Genomic DNA, 25,188 nt, shown 5'->3' with positions numbered 1-25,188 from the left:
AATCCTCGCGCGGCTATGCGAAAATCTGCGGCTTTGCATTGCCGCGACCGATCCATGCGCCTACCACCTTCGTCCACGGGGCTTCGCTGATGCCCCTGGATATCCACCAGCTGCGCCAGGAGGACTGGCGCTCCGAGTTTGGCGCCGGCGACCTGCGCCGCGGCATCGCCTACGCCGAGGAAAAGCGCAGCAAGCTGCTCAGCCTCAAGGACAACAGCCTGCTGGCCAGCTGCCGCGGCGCGGCCGGGCACACCTACCAGCAGCGCATCACCCTGCACCCCTATGGCCGCCGCTGGAGCGTCACCGGCCACTGCAACTGCCCGGTGGGCTTCAACTGCAAGCACGTGGTCGCCGCCCTGCTCACCCTGGAGGCGCAGCAGCGCGGCGGCGGCGATCTGTCCGAGATCATCGTGGCGACCAAGGAAGTGGCCGAGCAGCGCCTCGAAGGCATCGCCCCGACCCCGCAGCTGAGCCTGGGCAGCCAGGTGCGCGTGCATTTCGACGCGCGCAAGGGGCGCATGCAGGAGCAGACCCAGCACCGCGCCGCGCTGGCCTTCGATTACGCCGGGCACCGGGTGTTCGGCAAGCCGGCCAAGGACCTGGTCAAGCGCCTCGATGCCGACACCAACCTGCGCCTGATCCGCGACGCGCAAGCGGAAGCGGCGCTGCGCAAACGCCTGGAAGGCCTCGGTCTGCAGGTGGCGCTACGGCAGAGCGAGGCGCTGCCGGCCGAGGCCGGCGAGCCGTTCGAGCTGGACAGCGAGCGCGACTGGCTGGATTTCGTCCAGCAGCAGCTGCCGCAGCTGCGCGCCGAGGGCTGGCAGATCCACATGCGCCCGGACTTCCAGTACAACCTGGCGGAGGTCGACGACTGGTACGCCGAGGTCGAGGAAGACCCGCAGCAAAACTGGTTCGACCTGGAGCTGGGCATCGAGGTGGAAGGCCAGCGCCTGAGCCTGCTGCCGATCCTGCTCCAGGCCATCCGCCGTACGCCCTGGCTGCTGGCCCCCGAGACCCTGGCCCAGCGTTCCGACGAGGACCGCCTGCTGGTCAGCCTGCCGCAGGGCGGCAAGCGCATCGCCCTGCCCTTCGCCCGTTTGAAGCCGCTGCTGGCGACCCTCGGCGAGCTGTATTTCCGCGACCCCGGCGAGGATGTAAGCCGCCTGCGCCTGGGCCGGGCCGACGCCGCGCGCCTGGCCGAGCTGGCCGCCGGCCCGACACTGAGCTGGCAGGGCGGCGACGAACTGCGCGGCTTCGCCCAGCGCCTGCAGCAACTGCAGAGCCGCGAGGTGGTCGCGCCCGAGGGCTTGCGCGCCGAGCTGCGGCCCTACCAGCTGCAGGGCCTGAACTGGATGCAGACCCTGGCCGAGCTGCGCGTCGGCGGCGTGCTGGCCGACGACATGGGGCTGGGCAAGACCCTGCAGACCCTGGCGCATATCCTCTGCGAGAAACAGGCCGGGCGCCTGAGCCAGCCGGCGCTGATCGTCATGCCCACCAGCCTGATTCCCAACTGGCAGGACGAGGCCGCGCGCTTCGCCCCCGAGCTGCGCGTGCTGGCCCTGCACGGCGCCAGGCGCCGCGCGCTGTTCGAGGAGATCGAAGCGCACGACCTGATCCTCACCACCTACGCCCTGCTGCCGCGCGACCTCAAGGCGCTGAACCGGCATGCCTATCGCCTGCTGATTCTCGACGAGGCGCAGAACATCAAGAACCCGCGCAGCAAGGCGGCCACCGCCGCCGGCCAGGTGCGCGCCGAGCTGCGCCTGTGCCTGACCGGCACGCCGCTGGAAAACCACCTGGGCGAGCTGTGGTCGCTGTTCCACTTCCTCATGCCCGGCTGGCTGGGCGACGCCAAGGCCTTCACCCGCGACTACCGCACGCCGATCGAGAAACGCGGCGACGCCCAGCGCCTGGCCCACCTGGTCGGGCGCATCCGCCCCTTCCTGCTGCGTCGCAACAAGGAACAGGTGGCCCGCGAGCTGCCGCCAAAGACCGAAATCACCCACTGGGTCGAGCTGACCCAGCTGCAGCGCGACCGCTACGAGACCCTGCGCCTGGCGATGGATCAGAAGGTGCGTGCGGAGATCGCCCGCCAGGGCCTGGCGCGCAGCCATATCGTCATCCTCGAGGCGCTGCTGCGCCTGCGCCAGAGCTGCTGCGACCTGCGCCTGCTGGGCGACGGCGCGGACGAGCTGAGCGCCGCCGACTCGGGCAAGCTCAGCGCCCTGCTGGAGATGCTCGAGGAACTGGTGGACGAGGGTCGCCGGGTGCTGCTGTTCTCCCAGTTCACCTCGATGCTGGCGCTGATCGAAGCCGAACTGCAGGCGCGCAAGATCGCCTACGCCAAGCTCACCGGCAGCACCCAGGACCGGCGCACGCCGGTGCAGCGCTTCCAGGCCGGGGAGTTCCCAGTATTTCTGATCAGCCTCAAGGCCGGCGGCAGCGGCCTCAATCTGACCGCCGCCGACACAGTGATCCACTTCGACCCCTGGTGGAACCCGGCCGCCGAGGCGCAGGCCAGCGACCGCGCCTACCGCATCGGCCAGGACAAGCCGGTGTTCGTCTACAAGCTGATCGCCCGCGGCAGCGTCGAGGAGAAGATCCAGCAGCTGCAGCAGGCTAAGGCCAGCCTGGCCCAGGGCGTGCTGGAGGGCGGCAGCCAGGGCCAATGGCAGCTGAACGAGGCCGACCTGGCGGCGCTGTTCGCGCCGCTGCAGTAGCAGGCCGTCGCTCCGGTAGGAGCCGCGCCCCGCGGCGAATGGGCCAAGTCGGACGACTGAAAAGCTTCGCCCCGGGGCGGGGCTCCCACAAGCTCGAAGGCTTGAGGCGCGCCAGCCAAGCGATGCCTGAGCGCTCGGCGTCTGTCGCCGCTGACCCACCCTAGGTGATTGGTGCGCGCCCCGCCGTGCCGCCTCAGTTCTTCAGCCGGTAGCCGGTCCTGAAGATCCAGCCGACCAGGGCGATGCACAGGCCGAGAAAGCCCAGGATCATCGCCAGGCTGAGGCCGACGTTGACGTCGGAGACGCCGTAGAAGCTCCAGCGGAAGGCGCTGATCAGGTACACCACCGGGTTGAACAGGGTCACCGTCTGCCAGGCCGGCGGCAGCATGCTGATCGAGTAGAAGGCGCCGCCGAGGAAGGTCAGCGGCGTGACGATCAGCGCCGGGACTATCTGCAGCTTCTCCCAGCCGTCGGCCCAGACGCCGATGATGAAGCCGAACAGGCTGAAGGTCAGCGCGGTGAGCACCAGGAAGGCCGCCATCCACAGCGGGTGCTGTACCTCGAAATCGACGAACAGCCGCGCGGTGAGCAGGATGATGATGCCGAGTATCACCGACTTGGTCGCCGCCGCGCCGACAAAGCCAATCAATATCTCGAGATAGGACACCGGCGCCGACAACAGCTCGTAGATGCTCCCCGAATACTTGGGCATATAGATGCCGAACGAGGCGTTGGAGATGCTCTCGGTCAGCAGCGCCAGCATGATCAGCCCCGGCACGATAAAGGCGCCGTAGCTCACCCCCTGCACCTGGGTCATGCTCGAACCTATGGCCGAGCCGAACACCACGAAGTACAGCGAGGTGCTGATCACCGGCGTGGCGATGCTCTGCAGCAAGGTGCGCCAGGTACGCGCCAGCTCGAACAGGTAGATGGCCTTGATGGCGTAGAGGTTCATGCGCGCGACTCCTTGACCAGAGACACGAAGATCTCCTCCAGCGAACTCTGGCTCGACTGCAGGTCCTTGAAGTCGATGCCGTGCTGGGCCAGGTCGCGCAGCAGCTCGGCGATGCCGGTGTGCTCGTGCTGGGCGTCGAAGGTGAACACCAGGGCATGGCCCTGATCGGTCAGCTCCAGGCCGTAGCGCTCCAGCTCGGCCGGCACGCCGGCCAGCGGCTGCTGCAGTTGCAGGCTCAGCTGCTTCTTGCCCAGCTTGTGCATCAGCACCTGCTTGTCTTCCACCAGGATGATCCGGCCCTTGCTGATCACCCCGATGCGGTCGGCCATTTCCTCGGCTTCCTCGATGTAGTGGGTGGTGAGGATGATGGTCACGCCGCGCTCGCGCAGGCGCCGCACCATGTTCCACATGTCGCGGCGCAGCTCGACGTCGACGCCGGCGGTGGGTTCGTCGAGAAACAGGATCCGCGGCTCGTGGCTCAGCGCCTTGGCGATCATCACCCGGCGCTTCATGCCGCCGGACAGTTCCATGATCTTGGCGCCCCGCTTGTCCCACAGCGACAGGTCCTTGAGCAGTTGCTCCAGGTAGGCCGGATCGGGCTTCTTGCCGAACAGGCCGCGGCTGAACCTGACCGTCGCCCAGACGGTTTCGAACACGTCGCTGACCAGCTCCTGCGGCACCAGGCCGATCTGCGAACGGGCCGCGCGGTAGTCGCGGACGATGTCGTGGCCGCCCACCAGCACCTGCCCGCTACCGGGATTGACGATGCCGCAGATGATGCTGATCAGGGTGGTCTTGCCGGCGCCGTTGGGGCCGAGCAAGGCGAAGATCTCGCCCTGGCGAATCTCCAGGTCGATGCCCTGCAGGGCCGGATGGCCCGAGGCGTAAGTCTTGTTCAATTGCGCGATGGAGATGACCGACTGCACGGTGGAATCCTTGCCTGCGGAAAAACCACAGAGTGTAGAGCCTGACCACCAGGCCAGGGCAAGCGCGGATCGCCGGGAGGTGGAAAACGGGAAAAACCCGGCGCGCTTGTGGCGCGCCGGTGCTGCAGGTGAGGTTGAGGGAGAAGCGGCCGCGACGCTTGTGGCGTTGCGGCGATAAGCGTGGCGACGAGCGCCACCACGCAAATGGGTTACAGCGGCGTCAGTAGCTCGCCGCTGGCGATAAAGCAACGCAGGTTGTCCAGCACCAAATCGGCCATCTGCTGGCGGGTCTCGACGCTGGCGCTGCCGACATGCGGCAGCAGCACCACGTTGTCCAGCTCGCGCAGGGCGGGCGGCACCCGCGGTTCGTGCTGGTAGACGTCCAGACCGGCGCCGGCAATCACACCATTTTGCAAAGCCGTGATCAGCGCCGCCTCGTCCACCACCGAACCGCGCGCGACGTTGATCAGGAAACCCTCAGGCCCCAGCGCCTCGAGCACCTCGGCATCGATCAGATGATGGGTCGCCACACCGCCCGGGCAGGTCAGCACGAGAAAGTCCGCCCAGCGCGCCAGCGCCAGCAGATCCGGCTCGTGCTGGTAGCGGCTGCCCTCTACCGGGCGACGGTTGTGGTAGCGCACCGGCATGGCGAAGCCCGCCGCCCGCTGCGCCACCGCCGCGCCGATGCGACCGAGGCCGACGATGCCCAGGCGCTTGCCGCTGACCCTCCGGCCCAGGGGGAAGCTCGCCCCGCCGCCCCAGGCGCCGCTGCGCACGAAGCGATCGGCCTCGGACAGGCGCCGCGCGCTGTCGATCATCAGGCCCATGGCCAGGTCGGCGACGCAATCGTTGAGCACGTCCGGCGTGGTGCTGATGGCGATGCCGCGCTCGCGCAGCAGCTGCAGCGGATAGGGGTCGTAGCCGACGCCGAAACTGCAGATCGCACGCAGATTGGGCAGCAGCGCCAGCTGCTCGGCACTGCAACCGAAGCGGCCCGAGGACACCATCAGCTCGAACTGCTCGCCCTGCTCGCGCAGGAAGGTCAGCGGCTCGGCCTGCTGCCACAGCGCGCTGACCTCGTATTCTTCGGCCAGCTCGCGGTTGAAACGCTCGCTCAGCGGGCCGATCTGCAGCACCTTGGGTTTGCTCATCAGGATCTCCCGTTCAGGTCACCGGCGCCGGGTTGAACAGCACCAGATCGTTGTGCAGGCGCAGGCGTTCGGCGCAGGTCTGCTGGCGGCCGCTGGCCACGTCCAGATAGAGCTGGAAGATATGCCAGCCCATTTGCTCCAGGCTCATGCGACCGGAAAGGATCTGCCCGGCGTCGACGTCGATCAGGTCCGGCCAGCGCTCGGCCAGCTGGCTGCGGGTGGCCACCTTGATCACCGGCACCATGGCCAGGCCGTAGGGCGTGCCGCGCCCGGTGGTGAAGATATGCAGGTTCATCCCCGCCGCCAGTTGCAGGGTGCCGCAGATGAAGTCGCTGGCCGGCGTGGCGCAGAACCACAGGCCCTTGCCGCGAATGCGCTCGCCCGGGGAAACCACGCCGGCGATGGGGCTGTTGCCGGACTTGGCGATCGAGCCCATGGCTTTTTCCACGATGTTGTTCAGCCCGCCCTTCTTGTTGCCCGGCGTGGTGTTGGCGCTGCGGTCGGCCATGCCGCGCGAAAGGTAGCGGTCGTACCAGTCCATCTCGCGGATCAGCGCATCGGCCACTTCCACCGAGGCCGCACGCGGGGTGAGCAGGTGGATGCCGTCCCTTACTTCCGTGTTCTCGGAGAACATCACCGTGGCGCCGGCGCGCACCAGCAGGTCGGCGGCCACGCCCAGGGCCGGGTTGGCGGTGATGCCGGAGAAGGCATCGCTGCCGCCACACTGCATGCCCACCACCAGCTCGGAGGCCGGCACGGTTTCGCGGCGCCGCCGATCGAGCACCTGCAGGCGCGCCTCGATCATGGCCATGATCTGCTCGACCATGCCGGCGAAGCCGCTGCCCGAATCCTGCAGGCGGAACAGCCAGTCTTCCTCGTCCATGCCGTTGGTCAGCGCATCGCCGTCCATCAACTGGCTGGCCTGCAGCTTCTCGCAGCCGAGGCCGATCACCAGCGCCTGGCCGCCGAGGTTGGGGTTGCGGCTGATGTTGTACAGGGTGCGGATCGGCACCACCGCGTCCGGCGCGTTGATCGCCACGCCGCAGCCGTAGCTGTGCGACAACGCCACCACGTCGTCGACGTTGGGGTACTTGGGCAACAGTTCTTTGCGCACCAGCTCGACCACATGATCGAGCACCCCGACCACGCACTGCACGGTGGTGGTCACGCCGAGGATATTGCGCGTGCCGACGCTGCCGTCCGGGTTGCGGAAACCCTCGAAGGTATAACCCTCCAACGGCTCGCCGGGCGCGGTCTTGATCGTCGCCTTGGGCAGGTTGTCCAGCAGCGGCGGCTCGGGCATGCGCAGCACCTGTTCGGTCACCCAGCTGCCGGCGGCGATGGGCCTCAGCGCATAGCCGATCACCTCGCCGTAGCGCACCACCTCGTGCCCTTCGGCGATATCCAGCAGCGCCACCTTGTGGCTCTGCGGGATGCCTTCGACAGCCGTCAGACCGTCGTCGAACTGGCCGCCCGCGGCCACTCCCTGGTCATTGACCACCACGCCGACGTTGTCGGTCGGGTGCAGGCGGATGTAACGGGGCGAATCCTGATGGGGAATCAACTGCATGGATGCTTGCTCCTCTTGTGCGTTCAGGATAGCGAGCCGGATTCGTGGCTGGAGGCAGTTTGGGCCGCCGCCGTTTCGCCCAGCTCGACCCTGTGAATACGGCCGACGATCAGGCCGAAACTGACGACCGCCAGCAGGGCATTGAGGCCGACATAGGCCAATGCCCCATCGAAAGAACCGCTATGGCTGACCAGGTAACCGATGACGATGGGTGTGGTGATCGCCGCCAGGTTGCCGAAGGTGTTGAACAGCCCGCCGGACAGGCCGAGTATCTGCCGCGGCGAAGTGTCGGCCACCAGCGTCCAGCCCAGCGAGCCGAGGCCCTTGCCGAAGAAGGCCAAAGCCATCAGCGCCACCACGGCGGCGTCGCTCTCGACGAAAATGCACAGCATCACCGCGCTCGACAGCAGCAGGCCGAGCACCATCGGCAGCTTGCGCGCCAGGGTCAGCGTGTGGCCGCGGCGCAGCATGCCGTCGGACAACAGCCCGCCGAGCACACCGCCGACGCAGCCGCTGATCGCCGGCAGCGCGGCGGCGAAACCGGCGCCGAGGATGCTCATGCCGCGCGCCTGCACCAGGTACACCGGGAACCAGGTGAGGAAGAAATAGGTGATGGCGTTGTTGCAGTACTGGCCGAGGTAGATGCCAATCATCGTGCGTTGCCGAAGCAGCAGGCCCAGGTATCGCCACTGCGAAGCCGTGCTGCCGCCGCGCTGCCCCTCCAGATCGATCAGCGCCCCGCCCTGTTCGAGATAGTGCAGTTCAGCCGCTTCGATACGTGGGTGCTGACGCGGACCGTGCAGTTGCTTGAGCCAGACGAACGACAGCGCCAGTCCGAGACAGCCGAGCACGATAAATACCGCTTGCCAGCCCATGGCTTGCACCACCGCCCCCATCAGCGGCGCGAACAGCGCGGTGGCGGCGTATTGCGCCGAGCTGGAGATGGCCGTCGCGGTGGCCCGCTCGGCGGTGGGAAACCAGGAGGCGATGACCCGCGCATTGCCGGGAAAGCACGGCGCGCTGGCGAAACCCACCAGCAGCCGCAGCAGGAACATCGAGGTCACCGCCCAGGTCGTCGGCAGCCAGCCGACGAAGCCCTGCAGCAGGGTCAGCGCCGACCAGACGAACAACGCCAGGGTATACACCGGCTTGGTGCCGAAGCGGTCGAACAGCCAGCCACCGGGAATCTGCCCGATCACGTAGGCCCAGCCGAACGCCGAGAAGATGTAGCCGAGTGTCACCGCGTCGATGCCCAGGCCTGCCTGCATCGCCGAACCGGCGACGGACAGGCTGGAGCGATCGGCGAAGGTGATGGTGGTGACCAGAAACAGCATCAGCAGGATGCGGTAACGCACCCGACCCGGTTTGGCATCTGGCATCGGCAAGGCTCGTGACATAAAAGTAAAGGCTCAGCCCGTAAGACGGACCGCGTCAGACCGTAGGGTGGGCTTCAGCCCACCAACTCAAATCAGCGTGGGCTAAAGCCCACCCTACGGGACGGCGCCGCACTCGGCTCAGCGCACCAGGCAGGGCTTCTTGTTATCGAAGCTCCAGCCCGGGATCAGGTACTGCATGGCCACCGCGTCGTCGCGCGCGCCCAGGCCCTTGGCCCGGTACAGCTCGTGGGCCTTGGCCAGCGCGTCCCAGTCCAGCTCCACGCCCAGGCCCGGGGTTTTCGGCACCTGCACCAGGCCGCCTTCGATACGCAGCGGGTTGCGTGTCAGGTACTGGCCGTCCTGCCAGATCCAGTGGGTGTCGATGGCGGTGATCTTGCCCGGCGCGGCAGCGGCCACGTGGGTGAACATGGCCAGGGAGATGTCGAAGTGGTTGTTCGAATGCGAACCCCAGGTCAGGCCCCAGTCGTGGCACATCTGCGCCACCCGCACGGAACCGGCCATGGTCCAGAAGTGCGGGTCGGCCAGCGGGATATCCACCGACTGCAGGGAGATGCAGTGGCCCATCTGCCGCCAGTCGGTGGCGATCATGTTGGTCGCCGTCGGCAGGCCGGTGGCACGCTTGAACTCGGCCATCACCTCGCGCCCGGAATAGCCGTTCTCGGCGCCGCAAGGGTCTTCGGCATAGGCCAGTACGCCGTGCAGGTCGCGGCATAGCGCCACCGCCTGCTTGAGCGACCAGCCGCCGTTGGGGTCGAGGGTGATGCGCGCCTCGGGAAAGCGCGCGGCCAGGGCGCGGATCGCCTCGACCTCGGCCTCGCCCTGCAGCACGCCGCCCTTGAGCTTGAAGTCGTTGAAGCCGTAGCGCGCATGCGCCGCCTCGGCCTGCTGGACGATGGTCTCGGGGGTCAGCGCGGTCTGGTTGCGCACCCGCGCCCAGGCGTCGTCGGCGTCCTGCTCGTCGCGGTAGCCGAGGTCGGTCTTGTCCTTGTCGCCGACGAAGAACAGGTAGCCGAGCATCTCCACCGCATCGCGCTGCTGGCCTTCGCCGAGCAGGGCCGCAACCGGCACGCCGAGGTGCTGGCCGAGCAGGTCGAGCAGCGCCGACTCCAGCGCGGTGACCGCGTGGATGGCGATGCGCAGGTCGAAGGTCTGCAGGCCGCGGCCGCCGACGTCGCGGTCAGCGAAAGCGCGGCGCGCCTGGTTGAGCAGCGCGTTGTAATTGCCGAGCGGCTGGCCGACCAGCAGCGCGCGGGCGTCCTCCAGGGTCTGGCGAATGGCCTCGCCGCCCGGGACTTCGCCGACCCCGACGTGGCCGGCGCTGTCCTTGAGAATGAGGATGTTGCGGGTGAAGTACGGACCGTGGGCGCCGCTCAGGTTGAGCAGCATGCTGTCCTGGCCGGCGACCGGCACGACTTGCAGCTCAGTGATTAGCGGAGTGCCGACGCCGGCAGTATTCTGTGAACTCATGACCGTTACCCTGTTGTTGTTGTGCGGGTTGTAACTTGTTGCGGCCGTAGGGTGGATGACGCTCTGTTCATCCACCACCACAGCGCCATGGTGGATCGATAAAGCGCGATCCACCCTACGGGCTAGCCGATATAGCTGGTCTTAACCGTGGTGTAGAACTCCGCAGCATAACGACCCTGCTCGCGCGGCCCGTAGGACGAACCTTTGCGGCCGCCGAAGGGTACGTGGTAATCCACCCCGGCAGTGGGCAGATTGACCATCACCATGCCGGCCTGGGCGTGACGCTTGAAGTGGTTGGCGTACTTCAGCGAGCTGGTGCAGATACCGGCGGACAGACCGAACTCGGTGTCGTTGGCCATCGCCAGCGCCGCCTCGTAGTCGGCCACGCGTACCACGTTGGCCACCGGGCCGAAGATCTCCTCGCGGCTGATGCGCATCTCGGCGCTGCTGTTAGTGAACAGCGTCGGCGCCAGGAAGTAGCCCTCGGTGTCGCAGCTCACCAGACCGCCGCCGGCGATCAGCTCGGCGCCTTCGCCGCGGCCGATCTCGATATAGCGCAGGTCCTGCTCCAGTTGCGCCTGGGACACCACCGGGCCGATGTCGGTGCCGGCCTTGAGCGCGTGACCGACCTTGATCGAGGCCATGCGCGCGGCCATCGCCTCGACGAAGCGGTCGTGGATGCCGGCAGTGACGATCAGCCGGCTGGAGGCGGTGCAGCGCTGGCCGGTGGAGTAGAAGGCGCTCTGCACCGCCAGCTCCACGGCCACCTTGAGGTCGGCGTCGTCGAGCACGATCTGCGGGTTCTTGCCGCCCATCTCCAGCTGCACCTTGGCGCCGCGGGCCACGCAGGCGGCGGCGATGCCGCGACCGACACCGACCGAACCGGTGAAGCTGATGCCGTCGACGCGCTTATCGCCAACCATGGCCTCACCGACCAGCCGGCCGCTGCCCATCACCAGGTTGAACACGCCTTCGGGGAAGCCGGCGCGGGAGATGATCTCGGCCAGCGCCCAGGCGCTGCCCGGCACCAGGTCGGCGGGCTTGAACACCACGCAGTTGCCGTAGGCCAGGGCCGGGGCGATCTTCCAAGCCGGGATGGCGATGGGGAAGTTCCACGGGGTGATCAGGCCGATCACGCCCAGCGGCTCGCGGGTCACCTCCACCGACACGCCGGGACGCACCGAGGGCACGATCTCGCCGTTCAGACGCAGGCATTCGCCGGCGAAGAACTTGAAGATATTGCCGGCGCGAGTCACCTCGCCGATAGCCTCGGGCAGGGTCTTGCCCTCTTCACGAGCGAGCAGCTCGCCCAGCTCCTGGCGACGCGCGAGGATCTCGCTGCCGACCTTGTCCAGCGCATCGCTGCGCGCCTGGATGCCGGAGATCGACCAGGCCGGAAAGGCGGCGCGGGCCGCCGCGATGGCCTGATCGACCTGAGCGGCGTCGGCCTTGGCGTACTCGCCGATCGCATCGGACAGATCCGACGGGTTGATATTGCGCGAGTAATCGCTGCCGGCGACCCACTGGCCACCGATGTAGTTGTCGTAACGCTTGCTCATGATCCCTCCTAGCTATTGCTGGCCGTAGGGTGCGCCGTGCGCACCAATGACAATGACGGACGGCTGGTATGCACGGCCTTGGTGACCCCGCGACACCCTAGGCGCTTACTGCGCGCCTTGAGCTTCGATCAGCCTGGCCAGCGCCTCGTATTCATCCGGCAGCAGATCGGTCAGCGGTGCGCGCACCGGGCCGGCGTCGTAGCCGACGATCTTGGCGCCCGCCTTGACGATGCTCACCGCGTAACCGGCCTTGCGGTTGCGGATGTCCAGGTAGGGCAGGAAGAAATCGTCGATCAGCTTGCCGACGGTGGCGTGGTCGTCGGCGGCGATCGCCTTGTAGAACGCCATGGCGGTCTTGGGAATGAAGTTGAACACCGCCGAGGAGTAGACCGGCACGCCCAGGGCCTTGTAGGCCGCGGCATAGACTTCCGCGGTCGGCAGGCCGCCGAGGTAGGTCAGGCGCTCGCCCAGGCGGCGACGGACCGACACCATCAGCTCGATATCGCCCAGGCCGTCCTTGTAGCCGATCAGGTTCGGGCAGCGCTCGGCCAGTTGCTCCAACAGGCCGGCATTGAGGCGGCAGACGTTGCGGTTGTACACCACCACGCCGATCTTCACCGACTTGCACACCTGCTCGACGTGGGCGGCGACACCGTCCTGCGACGCTTCGGTCAGGTAGTGCGGCAGCAGCAGCAGGCCCTTGGCGCCCAGGCGCTCGGCTTCCTGCGCCATCTGGATGGCCACGCGGGTCGGGCCGCCGACGCCGGCCAGGATGGGTACGGACTTCTCGCAGGTGTCCACGGCGGTCTTGATCACCGCGCTGTACTCGTCCGGGGCCAGGGAGAAGAACTCGCCGGTGCCGCCGGCGGCGAACAGCGCGGAGGCACCGTAGGGGGCCAGCCACTCGAGGCGGCGCACGTAGCCGGCCTGGTGGAAATCGCCGGCCGCGTCGAAATCGGTGACCGGGAAGGACAGCAGGCCGGAGGAGAGGATGGACTTCAGTTCTTGTGGATTCATTGTGCGAACACCCTGTAGAGCGAGTTGTGAGGAATAGCGTCAGCCGCGGCTGTAGAGATACGTTATCGTACAACAACAAAAAAAACACCAGTTTTTCTCGCCACTCGTCCGCGAGCATTCCGCCGGCCCCGCCGTCTTATCGGGCAATCCCCGTCACAGCGGGCAGATCATCGACCTAGGGAAGTTCTGCAAAAGCCATCTATCGTCACTCCCGCGAAGGCGGGATCCCAGTGACTATGCAGGTTCTGGATTCTCGCCTGCGCGGGAATGACGGCCATTTCAGAGTTCCCTAGAGCCAGACAGATCGCCTTGGACAGCGGCCGAGGTGGAGCCCGCCAGGCGCCGGACTGTCGGACAAAATGATCTTGCCGCGTTGACAGGGGAAAAATCGGCTGGTACTAATTCGCATCAAGTCATACGACAACATATGACACCCAATAACAACAAGCAGAGGCCCGGGTCATGTCATCGACCTTTCCAGCCCAAGCGTGCGCCGCCCCGCGTCGCCGCCCTCAGCCCGACACCACCTGCCTGCGGTCGGTGCCCCTGTCCCGAACACCGTCACGCCGCGCCCGCTGCGCGGCGCGGCACCGCTGAATCGCGTCTCACCGCCACGGCGGCCGCGCCGCCACCCGTTCGGAGTCCCACGACAGATGTACCCATCCAGCTCCAGCGCCACGCCTCAGGTCGTCGAGATGCAGGTCATCCCGGTCGCCGGTCATGACAGCATGCTGCTCAACCTGTGCGGCGCCCACGCCCCCCATTTCACCCGTAACCTGGTGCTGCTCAAGGACAACGCAGGGCGCACCGGCTGCGGCGAAGTGCCGGGCGGCGAAGGCATTCGCCAGGCCCTGGAGCGCTGCAAGGAACTGGTGCTCGGCCAACCGGTCGGCCGCTACAACCGCGTGCTCAACCGCCTGCGCCAGGCCATCGCCGGCCCGGCCAAAGGTCCGCAGACCACCCAGCACCAGGTCACCTCGGAAGCCGAAGCGCGCGTGCTCAAGCAGCCGCACGAGATCAACCTGCGCCTGGACAACGTCATCACCGCGGTGGAAGCCGCCCTGCTCGACCTGCTCGGCCAGCATCTGGACGTGCCGGTATGCGAGCTGCTCGGCGGCGGCCGGCAGCGCGATAGCGTGCCGATGCTCGCCTACCTCTTCTATATAGGCGAGCGCCAGCGCACCGACCTGCCCTACCTGGCCGGCAGCGGTGCCAAGGACGACTGGTATCACCTGCGCCACCAGGCTGCACTGACACCAGACGCCATCGCCCGCCTGGCCGAGGCGGCGCACGCGCGCTACGGCTTCACCGACTTCAAGCTCAAGGGCGGGGTGATGCGCGGCGCCGAGGAGGTGGACGCGATCCGCGCGATCAAGGCGCGCTTCCCCGAGTCCCGCGTCACCCTCGACCCCAACGGCGCCTGGTCGCTGGCCGAGGCCATCGAGCTGTGCAAGGGCCAGGGCCAGGTGCTGGCCTACGCCGAAGACCCCTGCGGGCCGGAGAACGGTTATTCCGGCCGCGAGGTGATGGCGGAATTCAAACGCGCCACCGGTATCCCCACCGCCACCAACATGGTCGCCACCGACTGGCGGCAGATGGGCCACTCGCTGCGCCTGGAGGCGGTGGACATCCCGCTGGCCGACCCGCATTTCTGGACCATGCAGGGCGCCGTGCGCCTGGGCCAGGTGTGCGAGGAGTTCGGCCTGACCTGGGGCTCGCATTCGAACAACCACTTCGACATTTCCCTGGCCATGTTCACCCACGCCGCGGCCGCCGTGCCGGGGCGCATCACCGCCATCGACACCCACTGGATCTGGCAGGAAGGCGAGGAACGCCTGACCCGTGAACCGCTGCGCATCGTCGGCGGCCAGGTCGAGGTGCCGGACAGACCCGGTCTCGGCATCGAACCGGACATGGCGCGAATCATGGCCGCCCATGAGCTTTACAAGAAAGTGGCCAGCGGCGCGCGCGACGACGCCATGGCCATGCAGTACCTGGTGCCAGGCTGGCAGTACCATCCGAAACGCCCCAGCCTCGGCCGCGACAACTGAAGCACCCCGCCCTCAACCCCGGAGTATTCCAATGAAAAAAACCTTCCGCGCCTCCCTGCTCTCTGCCCTGGTCGGCATGGGTGCCCTGGTCAGCCATGCCGCCACCTTCGCCAATGAGGTCGACTGGCCGACCCGCCCGGTGCAGGTGGTGGTGATCGCCAACCCCGGCGGCGATACCGACTTCAACGCCCGCATGATGGCCAAGTACTTCAACCAGATCACCGGCAAGAGCATGGTGGTGACCAACGTCGCCGGCGGCGGCGGCACCCTGGCCGCCGAACAGGTCAAGGGCGCCGCGGCGGATGGCAACACCATCCTGTTCACCCACCCGGGCCAGCTGATCGTCAACGAAGTGGCCGGGCTGACCGACGACAGCTACGAGACCTTCGATGTCGCCTGCATCGCCGGCGTCGACAAGAGCACCGTGTTCGTCGCCTCCAAGCAGGCCGGGGTCAACTCCATGCAGGAGTTGATCGACAAGACCAAGGCCGAGCCGGGCAGCATCACCTATGGCACCGAGATGGGCAGCTTCTCCCACCTGCAGGGTCTGATGCTGGAGAAACTCACCGGCGCCAAGCTGAAGATGGTCGACGGCGGCACCGTGTCCGACCGCGTGGTCGGCATGCTCGGCGGCCGTCTGGACATGGGCGCCATCACCTACGGTTCGGTACAGGATTATGTCCAGGGCGGGCAGATGGTCGCCCTCGGCCAGCCCAACGCCGAACGCAACGCCATGCTGGGAGACGTCCCGACCCTCAAGGAGCAGGGCCTGGACATCACCATGGACAAGCCCTATGTGGTGGCCTTCCCCAAGGGCACCGACCCGGCGATCGTCGCCAAGATGGCCGACATCATGAAACAGATCACCGAGAAGCCGGAGTACGCCGAGGATCTGCAGAAGTTCAAGCAGCCGGTCGCTTTCTATGGCACCGAGGACGCCAAGGCGATCCTGGCCAAGACCCGCGACGACTTCATGCAGTTCAAGGATGATCTGCGCAAGGCCAAGTAAGCCATACCGCAGCGTCGCCCCTTTCGCCATCGGGCGGCGCTGCACCTCAGAACACCGAGGTACGCAATGAACACCCTGAACAAGAAAGAACTGATCGTCGGCCTGGCCATGATCGCCTGCAGCCTCGCCTACCTGGTGATGGCCTACCAGCTGCCCAACCACCAAGGCATCGACGCCGCCACCCTGCCGCTGCTGCTGGCCGGCTTCCTGACCCTGCTCGGCGTGCTGCAGGTATTCGCCGCCCTTGCCAGCAAGCCCGCCGCCAGCGCAGCCCGGGACGAGCTGCCCGCCAGCCCAGCCGAACCTGCCCCCGCCAGCGTGGTCGAGCCCAGGACCGTGCTGCTGACCCTGGGTCTGATCCTCGGCTACATCGCCCTGCTCGGCACGGTGGGCTTTCCGCTGATGACGGTGGTCTATCTGTACCTGCAGTTCCTGCTGCTGACGCCGGTGCAGCACAAGGCCAACCACCTGGCCTACCTGCTGATCGCGGTGATCTGCTCGGCCGCCATCTACCTGCTGTTCCGCGAGGCCTTCGACCTGATGCTGCCCGCCGGCCTGCTCAACTTCCTCTGAGGATCGACCATGCTCGAATTACTGCAGCAAGGCTTCGGTGCCGTCTTCTCGCTCAACATCCTGCTGCTGATGGCTATCGGCGTGGCCGTCGGCATCGTCTTCGGCGCCGTACCCGGGCTGTCGGCCACCATGGCCGTGGCCCTGTGCCTGCCGCTGACCTTCACCATGGGCCCGCAGGCGGGCCTGGCGTTGCTGGTCGCACTGTTTATCGGCGCCACCTCGGGAGGACTGATCTCGGCGATCCTGCTGAAGATTCCCGGCACGCCCTCGTCCATCGCCACGGTGTTCGACGGCGGCCCGCTGATGGAGCAGGGCCAGGGCGTCAAGGCGCTCGGCGTGGGCATCGTGTTCTCCTTCCTCGGCACCATCTTCAGCATCGTCGCGCTGATGTTCATCGCCCCGCAGCTGGCCAAGGTGGCGCTGCGCTTCGGCCCGCACGAATACTTCGCCATCGCCGTGTTCTCCCTGACCCTGATCGCCACCCTGTCGGCCGGCTCGATGATCAAGGGCCTGTTCGCCGGCGCCCTGGGCATCGCCGTGTCCACCGTCGGCATCGCCCCGGTGGAAGCCATCCGCCGCTTCACCTTCGACTTCAGCGAGCTCAACGGCGGCTTCTCCATGCTGGCGGTGATGATCGGCATGTTCGCGGTCGCCGAGATCATCAAACTGGCCGAGACCGGCCGCCATGCCGTGCAGGACAAGGCCAGGTCGGTGAGCACGCAGAACATCAAGGGGTTCGGCTTCTCGCTCAAGGAATTCCGCCAGCAGCTGCCCAATGCCGGACGCTCCGGCCTGATCGGCCTGGGCATCGGCATCCTCCCCGGCATCGGCGCCGGCACCTCCAACCTGGTGTCCTACATCATCGCCAAGAAGCGCGCCAAGGACGGCCACACCTACGGCAAGGGCAACATCGGCGGCGTGGTCGCCAGCGAGACCGCCAACAACGCCGGCATCGGCGGCGCCATGCTGCCGCTGATGACCCTGGGCATCCCCGGCGACACCGTGACTGCGATCATGCTCGGCGGCTTCCTGATCCACGGCATCCAGCCCGGTCCGCTGCTGTTCATCAGCCAGGGCCCGCTGGTGTACACCATCTTCGCCGCGCTGCTGGTCGCCACCGTGATGATGCTGTTCATGGAGTTCTACGGCCTGCGCCTGTTCATCAAGCTGCTCGACGTGCCCAAGCACATCCTCCTGCCGATCATCCTGGTGCTCTGCGTGGTCGGTGCCTTCGGCCTGTCCAGCCGCCTGTTCGACGTCTGGTCGATCCTACTGTTCGGCCTGCTCGGCTACGGCTTCGTCAAGGCCGGCATGCCGGCGGCGCCGTTCATCATCGGCTTCATCCTCGGGCCGATGGCCGAGACCAACCTGCGCCGCGGCCTGATGCTCTCCGATGGCAGCTTCGCCGAGTTCTTCACCACGCCCATCGCCGGCAGCTTCCTCGGTCTGGCCCTGGCCTTCGTCCTCTGGCAGGTGTTCAACGCCCTGCGTCCCAAGCCCAGCGCGATCAACGAGATCCTGCGTACCTGAGCGCCGCCCTCCCCTCTCTCCCGCAATGGGCGAGAGGGGTCGTTTTCCGCTAGGACAAATCCGCAGCCACCCAGGCGCGCCGGCCACCTCGATGGCGCCGATCAGGCTATCAGGCCAGGGTTCGCCGCTCCCGGTTCAACCGCGAATCAACACCGCCCCCGGCGGTACCTGCCACTCCAACGCACGGCAACTGCCCGGCGGCGGCTGGTGTCCGGCCGGCCGGTCGGGGTACCAGATGCGGCACTCCCCCGGCGGGGGCAGATGCCCTGCCGGCACCTCATATCCGTGCGGCGGGTACGGGCCATGATCGCCGTAGCCATACGCCACGCAGCCGGCACAGAGCAGCAGGCCGAAACCTGCCGACAAAGGCCGGAGGACGCGGTAGAACGCCCTTGGCAACGAGCTATCGACTGGATCATTCATGGTAGGCCCTCTCCCACTCTCGCCGATATTGCGGCCTGTGCTTGACATCTTCTCGCTGCATTTCCTCGAAATGCTTGCGCTCCTCCCTATCCATTTCCTCATGGAGCTTGCGGTGTTCCCGCTCCGCCTCCAGGCCGTCCTTGTCCATCTCCTGCACATGCTCCCAATAGCGCTTGTGCGCCTCTCGATAATCCTTGCCAGGGTCATCGGCGAGCGCACTGCCTGCGCTGGCGCAGAGCAAGACGGCCAAGAGTCTGGGAATGCTGTTCATCGCAATTGCAACTCCAGTGATTACGAGTGCCAGCCGCCTCGTTGGCGGCTCTCGGTAGACAGTTCGTAGCCGCTCGAGTGCCCGCCCCACAGGCCTGCTGGTGGGCGCCAGCGCCGGCGATCCGGGATCGGTGCCGGGGCAATCTTTTCTGCACTTTGCCCCGTCCGCGAGGGACTAACGGGCATGTACCATTCCTGCGAACCGACCATGCCGACTACCTCCTTCGAAAACAAGGCCTTCCTGTTCCTGCTCGCCCTGGTGACGATCGCCTTCCTCTGGATCCTCCTGCCGTTCTACGGCGCGGTGTTCTGGGCGCTGGTGCTGGCCGTGGTCTTCGCCCCACTGCAACGGCGCTTGGCCCGGCGTCTCGGCGGCAAGGGCAACCTGTCGGCGCTGCTGACGCTGATCATCTGCCTGTTGGTGGCGATCCTGCCGGTGATCTTCATCAGCTCGGCGGTGGTGGCCGAAGGCACTCGCCTGTTTCAGCGCCTGGACTCCGGCGAGCTGGATATCGGCACCCAGGTCACCAAAACCGTGGAGATGCTGCCGCCCTACATGCAGCAGTTGCTCGAGCGCTTCGGCGTCTCCAACCTCGAAGGCCTGCGCGAGCAGATCTCCAAGGGCGCCATGGCCGGCAGCCAGTACCTGGCCACCAAGGTGCTCGCCATCGGCCAGGTGACCTTCGAGTTCGTCATCGGCTTCTTCGTCATGCTTTATCTGCTGTTCTTCCTGCTGCGCGACGGCCAGGAACTGGCGCGCGACATCCGCACCACGGTGCCGCTGGGCGAGACGACCAAGCGCCGCCTGCAGATCAAGTTCACCCGCGTGGTACGCGCCACGGTCAAGGGCAACCTGGTGGTGGCGGCGGTGCAAGGCGCCCTCGGCGGCCTGATCCTCTGGGTGCTGGACCTGCCCAGCCCGCTGCTGTGGGGCGTGCTGATGGCCTTCCTGTCGCTGCTGCCGGCCGTCGGCGCCGGCATCGTCTGGGCACCGATGGCCCTGTACCTGCTGCTCAGCGGCGGCGTCTGGCAGGGCGTGACGCTGACCCTGTTCGGCGTGCTGGTGATCGGCCTGGTGGACAACATCCTGCGCCCCATCCTGGTCGGCAAGGACACCCGCCTGCCCGACTACCTGATCCTCATCTCCACCCTTGGCGGCCTGGCCCTGCTCGGTCTCAACGGCTTCGTCATCGGGCCGCTGGTGGCGGCGCTGTTCGTGGCGAGCTGGAACCTGTTCGGCAGCGGCAAGACGACGGTGAGATTGCCGGATTAGGGAAAGGGCTCCGTTTTGGCCAATGATTGCGCGACCTTTAGACGTAACCGGCCGCGCTGTCCGCCGAATCTCGGTGGGGGATCGCGAATAAACTCGCTCCTACAGAGCAGGCCTGGAGACATGGCCCTGATCATCCAAGCGTCGGCCGGGCACGATCAGTCAAGGCGGGCCGCGTTCGGAGAGGGGTGGCCGGCAGTTTCGCGTTACTTTCTGTCCTCCCCCTGCCCCACCTAGGCGTTGCCGGCGCTGCTAGTCTGCTCCCCCACCCCATCGCCAGAACGCCCATGCACAAGCTCGCCCTGCTACAGACCATCATCGCCGCCGACCCGCTACGGATGCGGATTCTCCGTCGGGTAGAGGCGCTCCAGCTCGCCGACTGCTGGGTGGCGGCGGGATTCGTGCGCAGCGCGGTATGGGATCACCTGCATCAGCGGCTTGACTCCGCCCTGCCGACGGATATCGATGTGATCTGGTTCGACGGCGCGTCGGCCTGCAAGACGGTGGACGGCGAGATCGAGGCCGCCCTGCGGCGCTGGGACGAGACGCTCGACTGGTCGGTGAAGAACCAGGCGCGCATGCATCGGCGCAATGGCGACCGTCCCTACACCTCGGCAACCGATGCAATGCGCCACTGGCCGGAGACGGCGACCGCCGTCGCGGTAAGGCTGGGAGCCGACGACCGTATCGAGGTCGCGGCGCCGTTCGGCCTGAATGACCTGTTCGACCTGATCGTGCGGCCCACGGCACGCTTCAAGGGCGAGAAGCGACAAGCTTATCTGGATCGTCTTCGCGCCAAGAACTGGCTCGCGAACTGGCCCGATCTGACGATTCTCTAACCGGACCATCAGGCTCATCCCATCGGCGCTCTGCTCGCCTGCAAAGCGCGGCGCTCAGCCTTTCAGCGCCGCCTCGATCCTGGCGATATCGATCTTGCTCATCTCCATCATCGCCTCGAACGCGCGCTTGGCGGCCGCGCGATCCGGGCTGGCGATGGCCTCGGTGAGGATGCGCGGGGTGATCTGCCAGGAGATCCCCCACTTGTCCTTGCACCAGCCGCATGCGCTGGCCTGGCCGCCGTTGTCGATGATCGCGTGCCACAGGCGGTCCGTCTCGGCCTGATCGTCGGTCGCCACCTGAAAGGAGAACGCCTCGTTGTGCTGGAACGCCGGGCCGCCGTTCAGGCCGAGACAGGGAATGCCCATCACGCTGAACTCGACCGTCAGCACATCGCCCTGCTTGCCGGACGGATAGTCGCCGGGCGCGTGATGCACGGCCTGCACCGCGCTGTCGGGGAAGGTTTCGGCGTAGAAGGTCGCAGCCTCCAGCGCGTCGCGGTCGTACCAGAGGCAGATGGTGTTCTTGCTGGTCATCGCGAATCTCCAGGGTTGGGGATAACCCGGGGAGTCTAGACAGTCTGTAGGAGCTGGGTTCGCGGCCAGCCCAAAGGACAGGTGCGCGAGGCAGGCGATGGCCAAAGTCGCGGAGCGGGCCGCTGGAACAACCATTTCCTTGCGGCGGGGCGGAGCGCCGCTCGTTCTAGGCGCCGGCGTTCTTTTTCTGCAGGATGACTGACGCCTCGTTGCAGGCCTGCTGGAAGACCTCGCTGCCGATCCACTGCGCCGCCCTGCCTTCGTCCTCATCGTGGAAAATCGCGCGATAGAGGATCAGCAGCCCCATCATGAAGTCGATGGCCGCATCCTCCGCTTCCTCGGCGACCACCAGTTCCAGCACGGGCTATTGCAGCAACACCAGGCACATCGCCAGCAGGCTGACGTCCTCGCCGACCTTGATCGCCTGCAACAGATCGTCGAAGTGCGCCGGGTCGAAACCATTCTCCTCGATGTCCTTGCAATCGAAGGTGTGCAGGTCGATGGCCACATCATCGAACGGCTCGTCGATCAGCGGATTGGCCAGAACCGTGAGGATGAGATGGCTCTTGGCCTTGCTCATGCGGTTCTGCTTGGTCTTGGCTTTGACCCGCCTGGCGCGTTCTTTCTGTTTATCGGGGAAAGCCATGCAGGCGTGTGGCCAGAGCAATGGCCCGAGGCAATCGGGCGCCTACTGTAGTCAGTCCGGGCGGGCGCGGCGGTGGGAGACTCTTGCTGCGCTAATGACCGGCTTTTGGCCGAGACTCGCTGGTGGCAATAGGCTAGAGTCGGCCAGGAGCAGTCACTCGGGCTATAAATAAATCCATCCCCTTTCCCGCACTGCGGGTTGAAATTAGCCGCATTGCTAATGCCCGCTTTTGGCCGGTTGGCAGGGGCGATGGCGATAGTCATCGACTGATGGCTCGCGCTGGCGGCAGCCGCTCAACCCAGGTGCTGCCGACGAAAGCATCTAGACGTGGCATGCGGGGCTTAAGTTCGCCCCCGGCTTGCCGTTAACAAAAACAGGATTATCCGGATGGCCAGGAATCTAGATGCTTAATCTATTTCGTAGAAGATCTGCCTTGGATGTGATGGATGCTATCGAGCAGACGCAGGGGGTCATCGAGTTCGATCTTGACGGCAAAATAATTCGAGCCAACAAGAATTTCCTGGACTTGTTGGGCTATTCGCTCGACGAAGTTCGCGGCCGCCATCACAGCATCTTTGCCATCCCTGATTACGCCCGGAGCCCGGCATACAGCTCCTTCTGGCAGGATCTGCGGGCAGGCAGGTCTCAGACTGGAGAGTTCAAGCGGCTCAGCAAAAGCGGGGAGCCTGTTTGGATTCAGGCGACTTACACCCCGATTATTCGTGGCGGCAGGGTCCAGCGGATCATCAAGTTTGCCACTGACGTTACCGCCCAGGTGATCGAGGGCGCACGCATCCGCGCACAGATGGAGGCCATCAATCGTTCACAGGCGGTTATCGAGTTCGGCCCCGACGGCACGATTCTCGAAGCCAACGAAAACTTCCTCAATCTGATGGGCTATTCCCTGGCAGAGATTCGCGGCAAGAAGCACCAGATTTTCGTCCGTGAGTCCGAGCGCACATCCAGGTCTTACGCCGACTTCTGGAACAAGCTGCGCGCCGGTAACTTCGAGACAGCCGAGTACGAAAGGATCACCAAGAGTGGCCGTTCTGTCTGGATTCATGCCACCTATAACCCCATTTGCAGCTCCGATGGCGAGGTTGTGCGAGTCATCAAGTTCGCCAATGACATCACCGCCGAGGTGCTTCGCAATCAGGAATTCAAGCTGCTCTCCCTGGTCGCCAACGAGACGGACAACTCTATCGTCATCACCAACAGGGATGGCTTCATCCAGTACGTGAACCAGGGCTTTACCAAGCTCACCGGCTACAGTCTGGATGAAGTGGTCGGGAAGAAGCCGGGCGACTTCCTGCAGGGGCCGGCCACGGACATGGACACCGTCGGGCAGATCAGGGACGGCCTGCGTAACAACCGCCCCATTTACAACGAGATCCTGAACTACGGGAAAACGGGCGAGCACTACTGGATTTCGCTGGCGATCAATCCCATCTTCAACGCTGCAGGTGAGGTCGAGCAGTTCATCTCAATCCAGGCCAATATCACCCAAACCAAGGAGCTGTCCCTTGAGTCGGAAAAGCGCTTTGAAGCTATCAGCGTCACCAATGCCGTAGCTGAATGGGAAACTGATGGCTTGATCTATTCGGCCAACGATTACCTGGTCCAGCACCTTGGTTTCCAGCAGGCATCGGAGCTGCTGCACCTCAAGCTCAACCTTCGCGATATTCTGGGCGGCGAACTCTTTTCGAGACTGCTCAAGGGCGAGCAATACGCTGGCGGTTATACGATCCCAGGCAAGGATGGGCGTACCATCCAATTCAGCGGGGCCGTCTGCCCGATCACCGATTCGATTGGCAGGATTCAGCGCCTGGTCAGCTACGGCATCGACGAGCAGGCCAAGCAGGATGCCTCGCTGGTCACGGACCGCGAGATGCGCCTTGTACAGGAGTCGAGCACCCAGATCGCCAACATCATCGCAACGATCAACTCGATCACCCAGAAAACCAACCTCCTGGCCTTGAATGCCGCCATTGAGGCGGCCAGGGCCGGTGAGTCCGGACGCGGCTTTGCCGTGGTCGCCGATGAGGTTCGCAAGCTCGCCCAGCAGTCCGCCGATTCAGCAACAGAGATCACCCAGTTGGTCACCGAAAGCACCGAACGAATCGACCGCTTGAGCGCATCCCTGAATGCCCTGCTGTCCTCATCGTAGATGCCAGGCTCTTGCGCCTATGTGCCCATCCTCTCATCTGGCTTCTGATCCAGCCGCTGTCACCAACTGAATCGCACGAGCTTTAGTAGCCATTGGATGGCTACTTCTGGTCGATTGTGGCCGAAAGCCCCCTCCCCATTCACCGCCCACCCACCGGCGCATGCACGGCCATCAACTCCGCCACCCAGTCGATAAACACCCGCAGCTTGGCGCTGACATGGCGGTTCGGCGGGAAGGCCAGGTACATCGGCATCGGCGCCATCTGCCAGTCCTCGAACAGCGGCAGCAGCTCGCCGCTGGCCAGGTGCGGCTTGGCCATGTAGTGCGGTAGCCAGAGGATGCCCAGGCCGGCCAGGCCCGCGGCGAGGTAGGCGTTGCCGTCGTCGACCGTCAGCAGCGGGCGGCCCTGGGCCTCCATGCTTTCCGCGCCCCGCTGCATAGCGTAGGGCAGGGCCTTGCCCGTGCGGGACCAGAGAAAGCCGACCGTGCTGTGCCTGCCCTCCTCCAGCTCACGCGGGTGCGCCGGCGTGCCGCGGCGCTGCAGGTAGCCCGGCGTGGCGTAGACGCCGAGCTGCAGGTCGGCCACATGCCGCGCCACCAGGGACTGGTCGGTGATCTCGCCGCCACGCACCACGCAGTCGACGTTCTCGCCGATGATGTCGACGATGCGGTCGCTCACGCCCATGCTCAGCTGGATTTCCGGGTAGCGCGCGTAGAACTCCGGCAGGGCCGGGATCAGCAGCATGCGCGCCAGCGGGCTGGGCACGTCCACCCGCAATCGCCCGCGCGGCGCCAGCGAGGCGCTGGACAGACTGGTCTCGGCGTCGTCCATATCGGCCAGCAGGCGCACGACGCGCTCGTAGTAGGCCACACCGTCGGCGGTGACCTTGACCCGGCGCGTGGTGCGGTTGAGCAGGCGCACCCGCAGCCTCGCCTCCAGTTGCTGGACGAGCTGGGTGACGCTGGTCTTGCTCATGTGCAGGGTGGCGGCCGCCTTGGTGAAGCTGCCGGTTTCCACCACGCGGGCGAAGGCCTGCATCGCATCGAAACGGTCCATTTCATGCCTCGCTCGGGTCGGGATTGTTTGGATTCTACAAACAGTCATGACCAGAGT

At 65.9% G+C, this 25,188-nt stretch carries 19 protein-coding genes and 2 pseudogenes; 8 read left to right on the top strand and 13 right to left on the bottom strand.

Annotation, left to right across the window (positions count from 1 at the left end; translation table 11 throughout):
- The first annotated feature begins 89 nt into the window (after positions 1 to 89).
- Positions 90 to 2,720, top strand: a complete 2,631-nt coding sequence (locus ACUTAF_RS04265; RefSeq protein WP_445578808.1) for a DEAD/DEAH box helicase — start codon at positions 90 to 92, stop codon at positions 2,718 to 2,720.
- A 193-nt stretch (positions 2,721 to 2,913) separates the two neighbouring features.
- On the opposite strand, the gene ACUTAF_RS04260 is transcribed toward ACUTAF_RS04265, so the two are convergent.
- The 8 genes from ACUTAF_RS04260 to kdgD form a co-directional block, all read right to left on the bottom strand.
- The gene (locus tag ACUTAF_RS04260) at positions 2,914 to 3,675 is read right to left on the bottom strand and encodes an ABC transporter permease (RefSeq protein ID WP_445578807.1); all 762 of its coding nucleotides are present in this window, start codon (positions 3,673 to 3,675) and stop codon (positions 2,914 to 2,916) included.
- The gene (locus ACUTAF_RS04255) at positions 3,672 to 4,601 is read right to left on the bottom strand and encodes an ABC transporter ATP-binding protein (protein ID WP_445578806.1); all 930 of its coding nucleotides are present in this window, start codon (positions 4,599 to 4,601) and stop codon (positions 3,672 to 3,674) included. Before ACUTAF_RS04255 ends, ACUTAF_RS04260 begins: the two co-directional genes overlap by 4 nt.
- Before the next feature lie 209 nt (positions 4,602 to 4,810).
- Positions 4,811 to 5,752 carry a 2-hydroxyacid dehydrogenase gene (locus tag ACUTAF_RS04250; protein WP_445578805.1) on the bottom strand — a complete coding sequence of 314 codons (942 nt, stop codon included), beginning with the start codon at positions 5,750 to 5,752 and terminating at the stop codon, positions 4,811 to 4,813.
- Positions 5,753 to 5,765: 13 nt separating this feature from the next.
- Positions 5,766 to 7,322, bottom strand: a complete 1,557-nt coding sequence (garD, locus tag ACUTAF_RS04245; protein WP_445578804.1) for a galactarate dehydratase — start codon at positions 7,320 to 7,322, stop codon at positions 5,766 to 5,768.
- Positions 7,323 to 7,345: 23 nt separating this feature from the next.
- Positions 7,346 to 8,701 (bottom strand): MFS transporter, encoded by a 1,356-nt coding sequence (locus ACUTAF_RS04240; RefSeq protein ID WP_445578803.1) that lies wholly within the window; start codon positions 8,699 to 8,701, stop codon positions 7,346 to 7,348.
- A 135-nt stretch (positions 8,702 to 8,836) separates the two neighbouring features.
- Positions 8,837 to 10,186 carry a glucarate dehydratase gene (gene gudD, locus ACUTAF_RS04235; RefSeq protein ID WP_445578802.1) on the bottom strand — a complete coding sequence of 450 codons (1,350 nt, stop codon included), beginning with the start codon at positions 10,184 to 10,186 and terminating at the stop codon, positions 8,837 to 8,839.
- Positions 10,187 to 10,308: 122 nt separating this feature from the next.
- Positions 10,309 to 11,745 carry an aldehyde dehydrogenase family protein gene (locus ACUTAF_RS04230; protein WP_445578801.1) on the bottom strand — a complete coding sequence of 479 codons (1,437 nt, stop codon included), beginning with the start codon at positions 11,743 to 11,745 and terminating at the stop codon, positions 10,309 to 10,311.
- A 105-nt stretch (positions 11,746 to 11,850) separates the two neighbouring features.
- A complete protein-coding gene (gene kdgD / locus ACUTAF_RS04225; protein ID WP_445578800.1) occupies positions 11,851 to 12,762 on the bottom strand; it encodes a 5-dehydro-4-deoxyglucarate dehydratase in 912 nt (303 codons plus the stop codon).
- Between the two features lie 653 nt (positions 12,763 to 13,415).
- Here kdgD and ACUTAF_RS04220 point away from each other — a divergent pair.
- The 4 genes from ACUTAF_RS04220 to ACUTAF_RS04205 all read left to right on the top strand — a co-directional run bounded on the left by ACUTAF_RS04220 (position 13,416) and on the right by ACUTAF_RS04205 (position 17,925).
- Positions 13,416 to 14,813, top strand: a complete 1,398-nt coding sequence (locus ACUTAF_RS04220) for an enolase C-terminal domain-like protein (protein WP_445578799.1) — start codon at positions 13,416 to 13,418, stop codon at positions 14,811 to 14,813.
- 31 nt (positions 14,814 to 14,844) lie between these two features.
- The gene (locus ACUTAF_RS04215) at positions 14,845 to 15,822 is read left to right on the top strand and encodes a tripartite tricarboxylate transporter substrate binding protein (RefSeq protein WP_445578798.1); all 978 of its coding nucleotides are present in this window, start codon (positions 14,845 to 14,847) and stop codon (positions 15,820 to 15,822) included.
- A 66-nt stretch (positions 15,823 to 15,888) separates the two neighbouring features.
- Entirely contained in the window at positions 15,889 to 16,395 is a 507-nt protein-coding gene (locus tag ACUTAF_RS04210) for a tripartite tricarboxylate transporter TctB family protein (protein ID WP_445578797.1), read from the top strand.
- Positions 16,396 to 16,404: 9 nt separating this feature from the next.
- Positions 16,405 to 17,925 carry a tripartite tricarboxylate transporter permease gene (locus tag ACUTAF_RS04205; protein ID WP_445578796.1) on the top strand — a complete coding sequence of 507 codons (1,521 nt, stop codon included), beginning with the start codon at positions 16,405 to 16,407 and terminating at the stop codon, positions 17,923 to 17,925.
- A 135-nt stretch (positions 17,926 to 18,060) separates the two neighbouring features.
- On the opposite strand, the pseudogene ACUTAF_RS04200 reads toward ACUTAF_RS04205, so the two are convergent.
- A pseudogene (locus tag ACUTAF_RS04200) lies at positions 18,061 to 18,225 on the bottom strand (tetratricopeptide repeat protein); the annotation flags it as partial.
- A 115-nt stretch (positions 18,226 to 18,340) separates the two neighbouring features.
- Positions 18,341 to 18,619, bottom strand: coding sequence for a hypothetical protein (locus ACUTAF_RS04195; RefSeq protein ID WP_445578795.1), 279 nt, complete (start codon positions 18,617 to 18,619; stop codon positions 18,341 to 18,343).
- Positions 18,620 to 18,826: 207 nt separating this feature from the next.
- On the opposite strand from ACUTAF_RS04195, the gene ACUTAF_RS04190 reads away from it, so the two are divergent.
- Positions 18,827 to 19,891, top strand: coding sequence for an AI-2E family transporter (locus ACUTAF_RS04190; RefSeq protein WP_445582398.1), 1,065 nt, complete (start codon positions 18,827 to 18,829; stop codon positions 19,889 to 19,891).
- Between the two features lie 284 nt (positions 19,892 to 20,175).
- Positions 20,176 to 20,727 carry a nucleotidyltransferase family protein gene (locus tag ACUTAF_RS04185; protein WP_445578794.1) on the top strand — a complete coding sequence of 184 codons (552 nt, stop codon included), beginning with the start codon at positions 20,176 to 20,178 and terminating at the stop codon, positions 20,725 to 20,727.
- A gap of 54 nt (positions 20,728 to 20,781) precedes the next feature.
- Here ACUTAF_RS04185 and ACUTAF_RS04180 read toward each other — a convergent pair whose 3' ends face one another.
- Positions 20,782 to 21,261, bottom strand: coding sequence for a VOC family protein (locus tag ACUTAF_RS04180; protein WP_445578793.1), 480 nt, complete (start codon positions 21,259 to 21,261; stop codon positions 20,782 to 20,784).
- Positions 21,262 to 21,427: 166 nt separating this feature from the next.
- A pseudogene (locus tag ACUTAF_RS04175) lies at positions 21,428 to 21,907 on the bottom strand (hypothetical protein).
- A gap of 403 nt (positions 21,908 to 22,310) precedes the next feature.
- Here ACUTAF_RS04175 and ACUTAF_RS04170 point away from each other — a divergent pair.
- Positions 22,311 to 24,074, top strand: coding sequence for a methyl-accepting chemotaxis protein (locus ACUTAF_RS04170; protein ID WP_445578792.1), 1,764 nt, complete (start codon positions 22,311 to 22,313; stop codon positions 24,072 to 24,074).
- A gap of 139 nt (positions 24,075 to 24,213) precedes the next feature.
- On the opposite strand, the gene ACUTAF_RS04165 is transcribed toward ACUTAF_RS04170, so the two are convergent.
- A complete protein-coding gene (locus tag ACUTAF_RS04165) occupies positions 24,214 to 25,131 on the bottom strand; it encodes a LysR family transcriptional regulator (protein WP_445578791.1) in 918 nt (305 codons plus the stop codon).
- Positions 25,132 to 25,188 lie beyond the last annotated feature (57 nt).

The organism is Pseudomonas sp. SP16.1, assembly GCF_052682975.1.
Note: the sequence above shows the minus strand (reverse complement) of the source record. Positions and strands in the feature narration are given on the sequence as shown.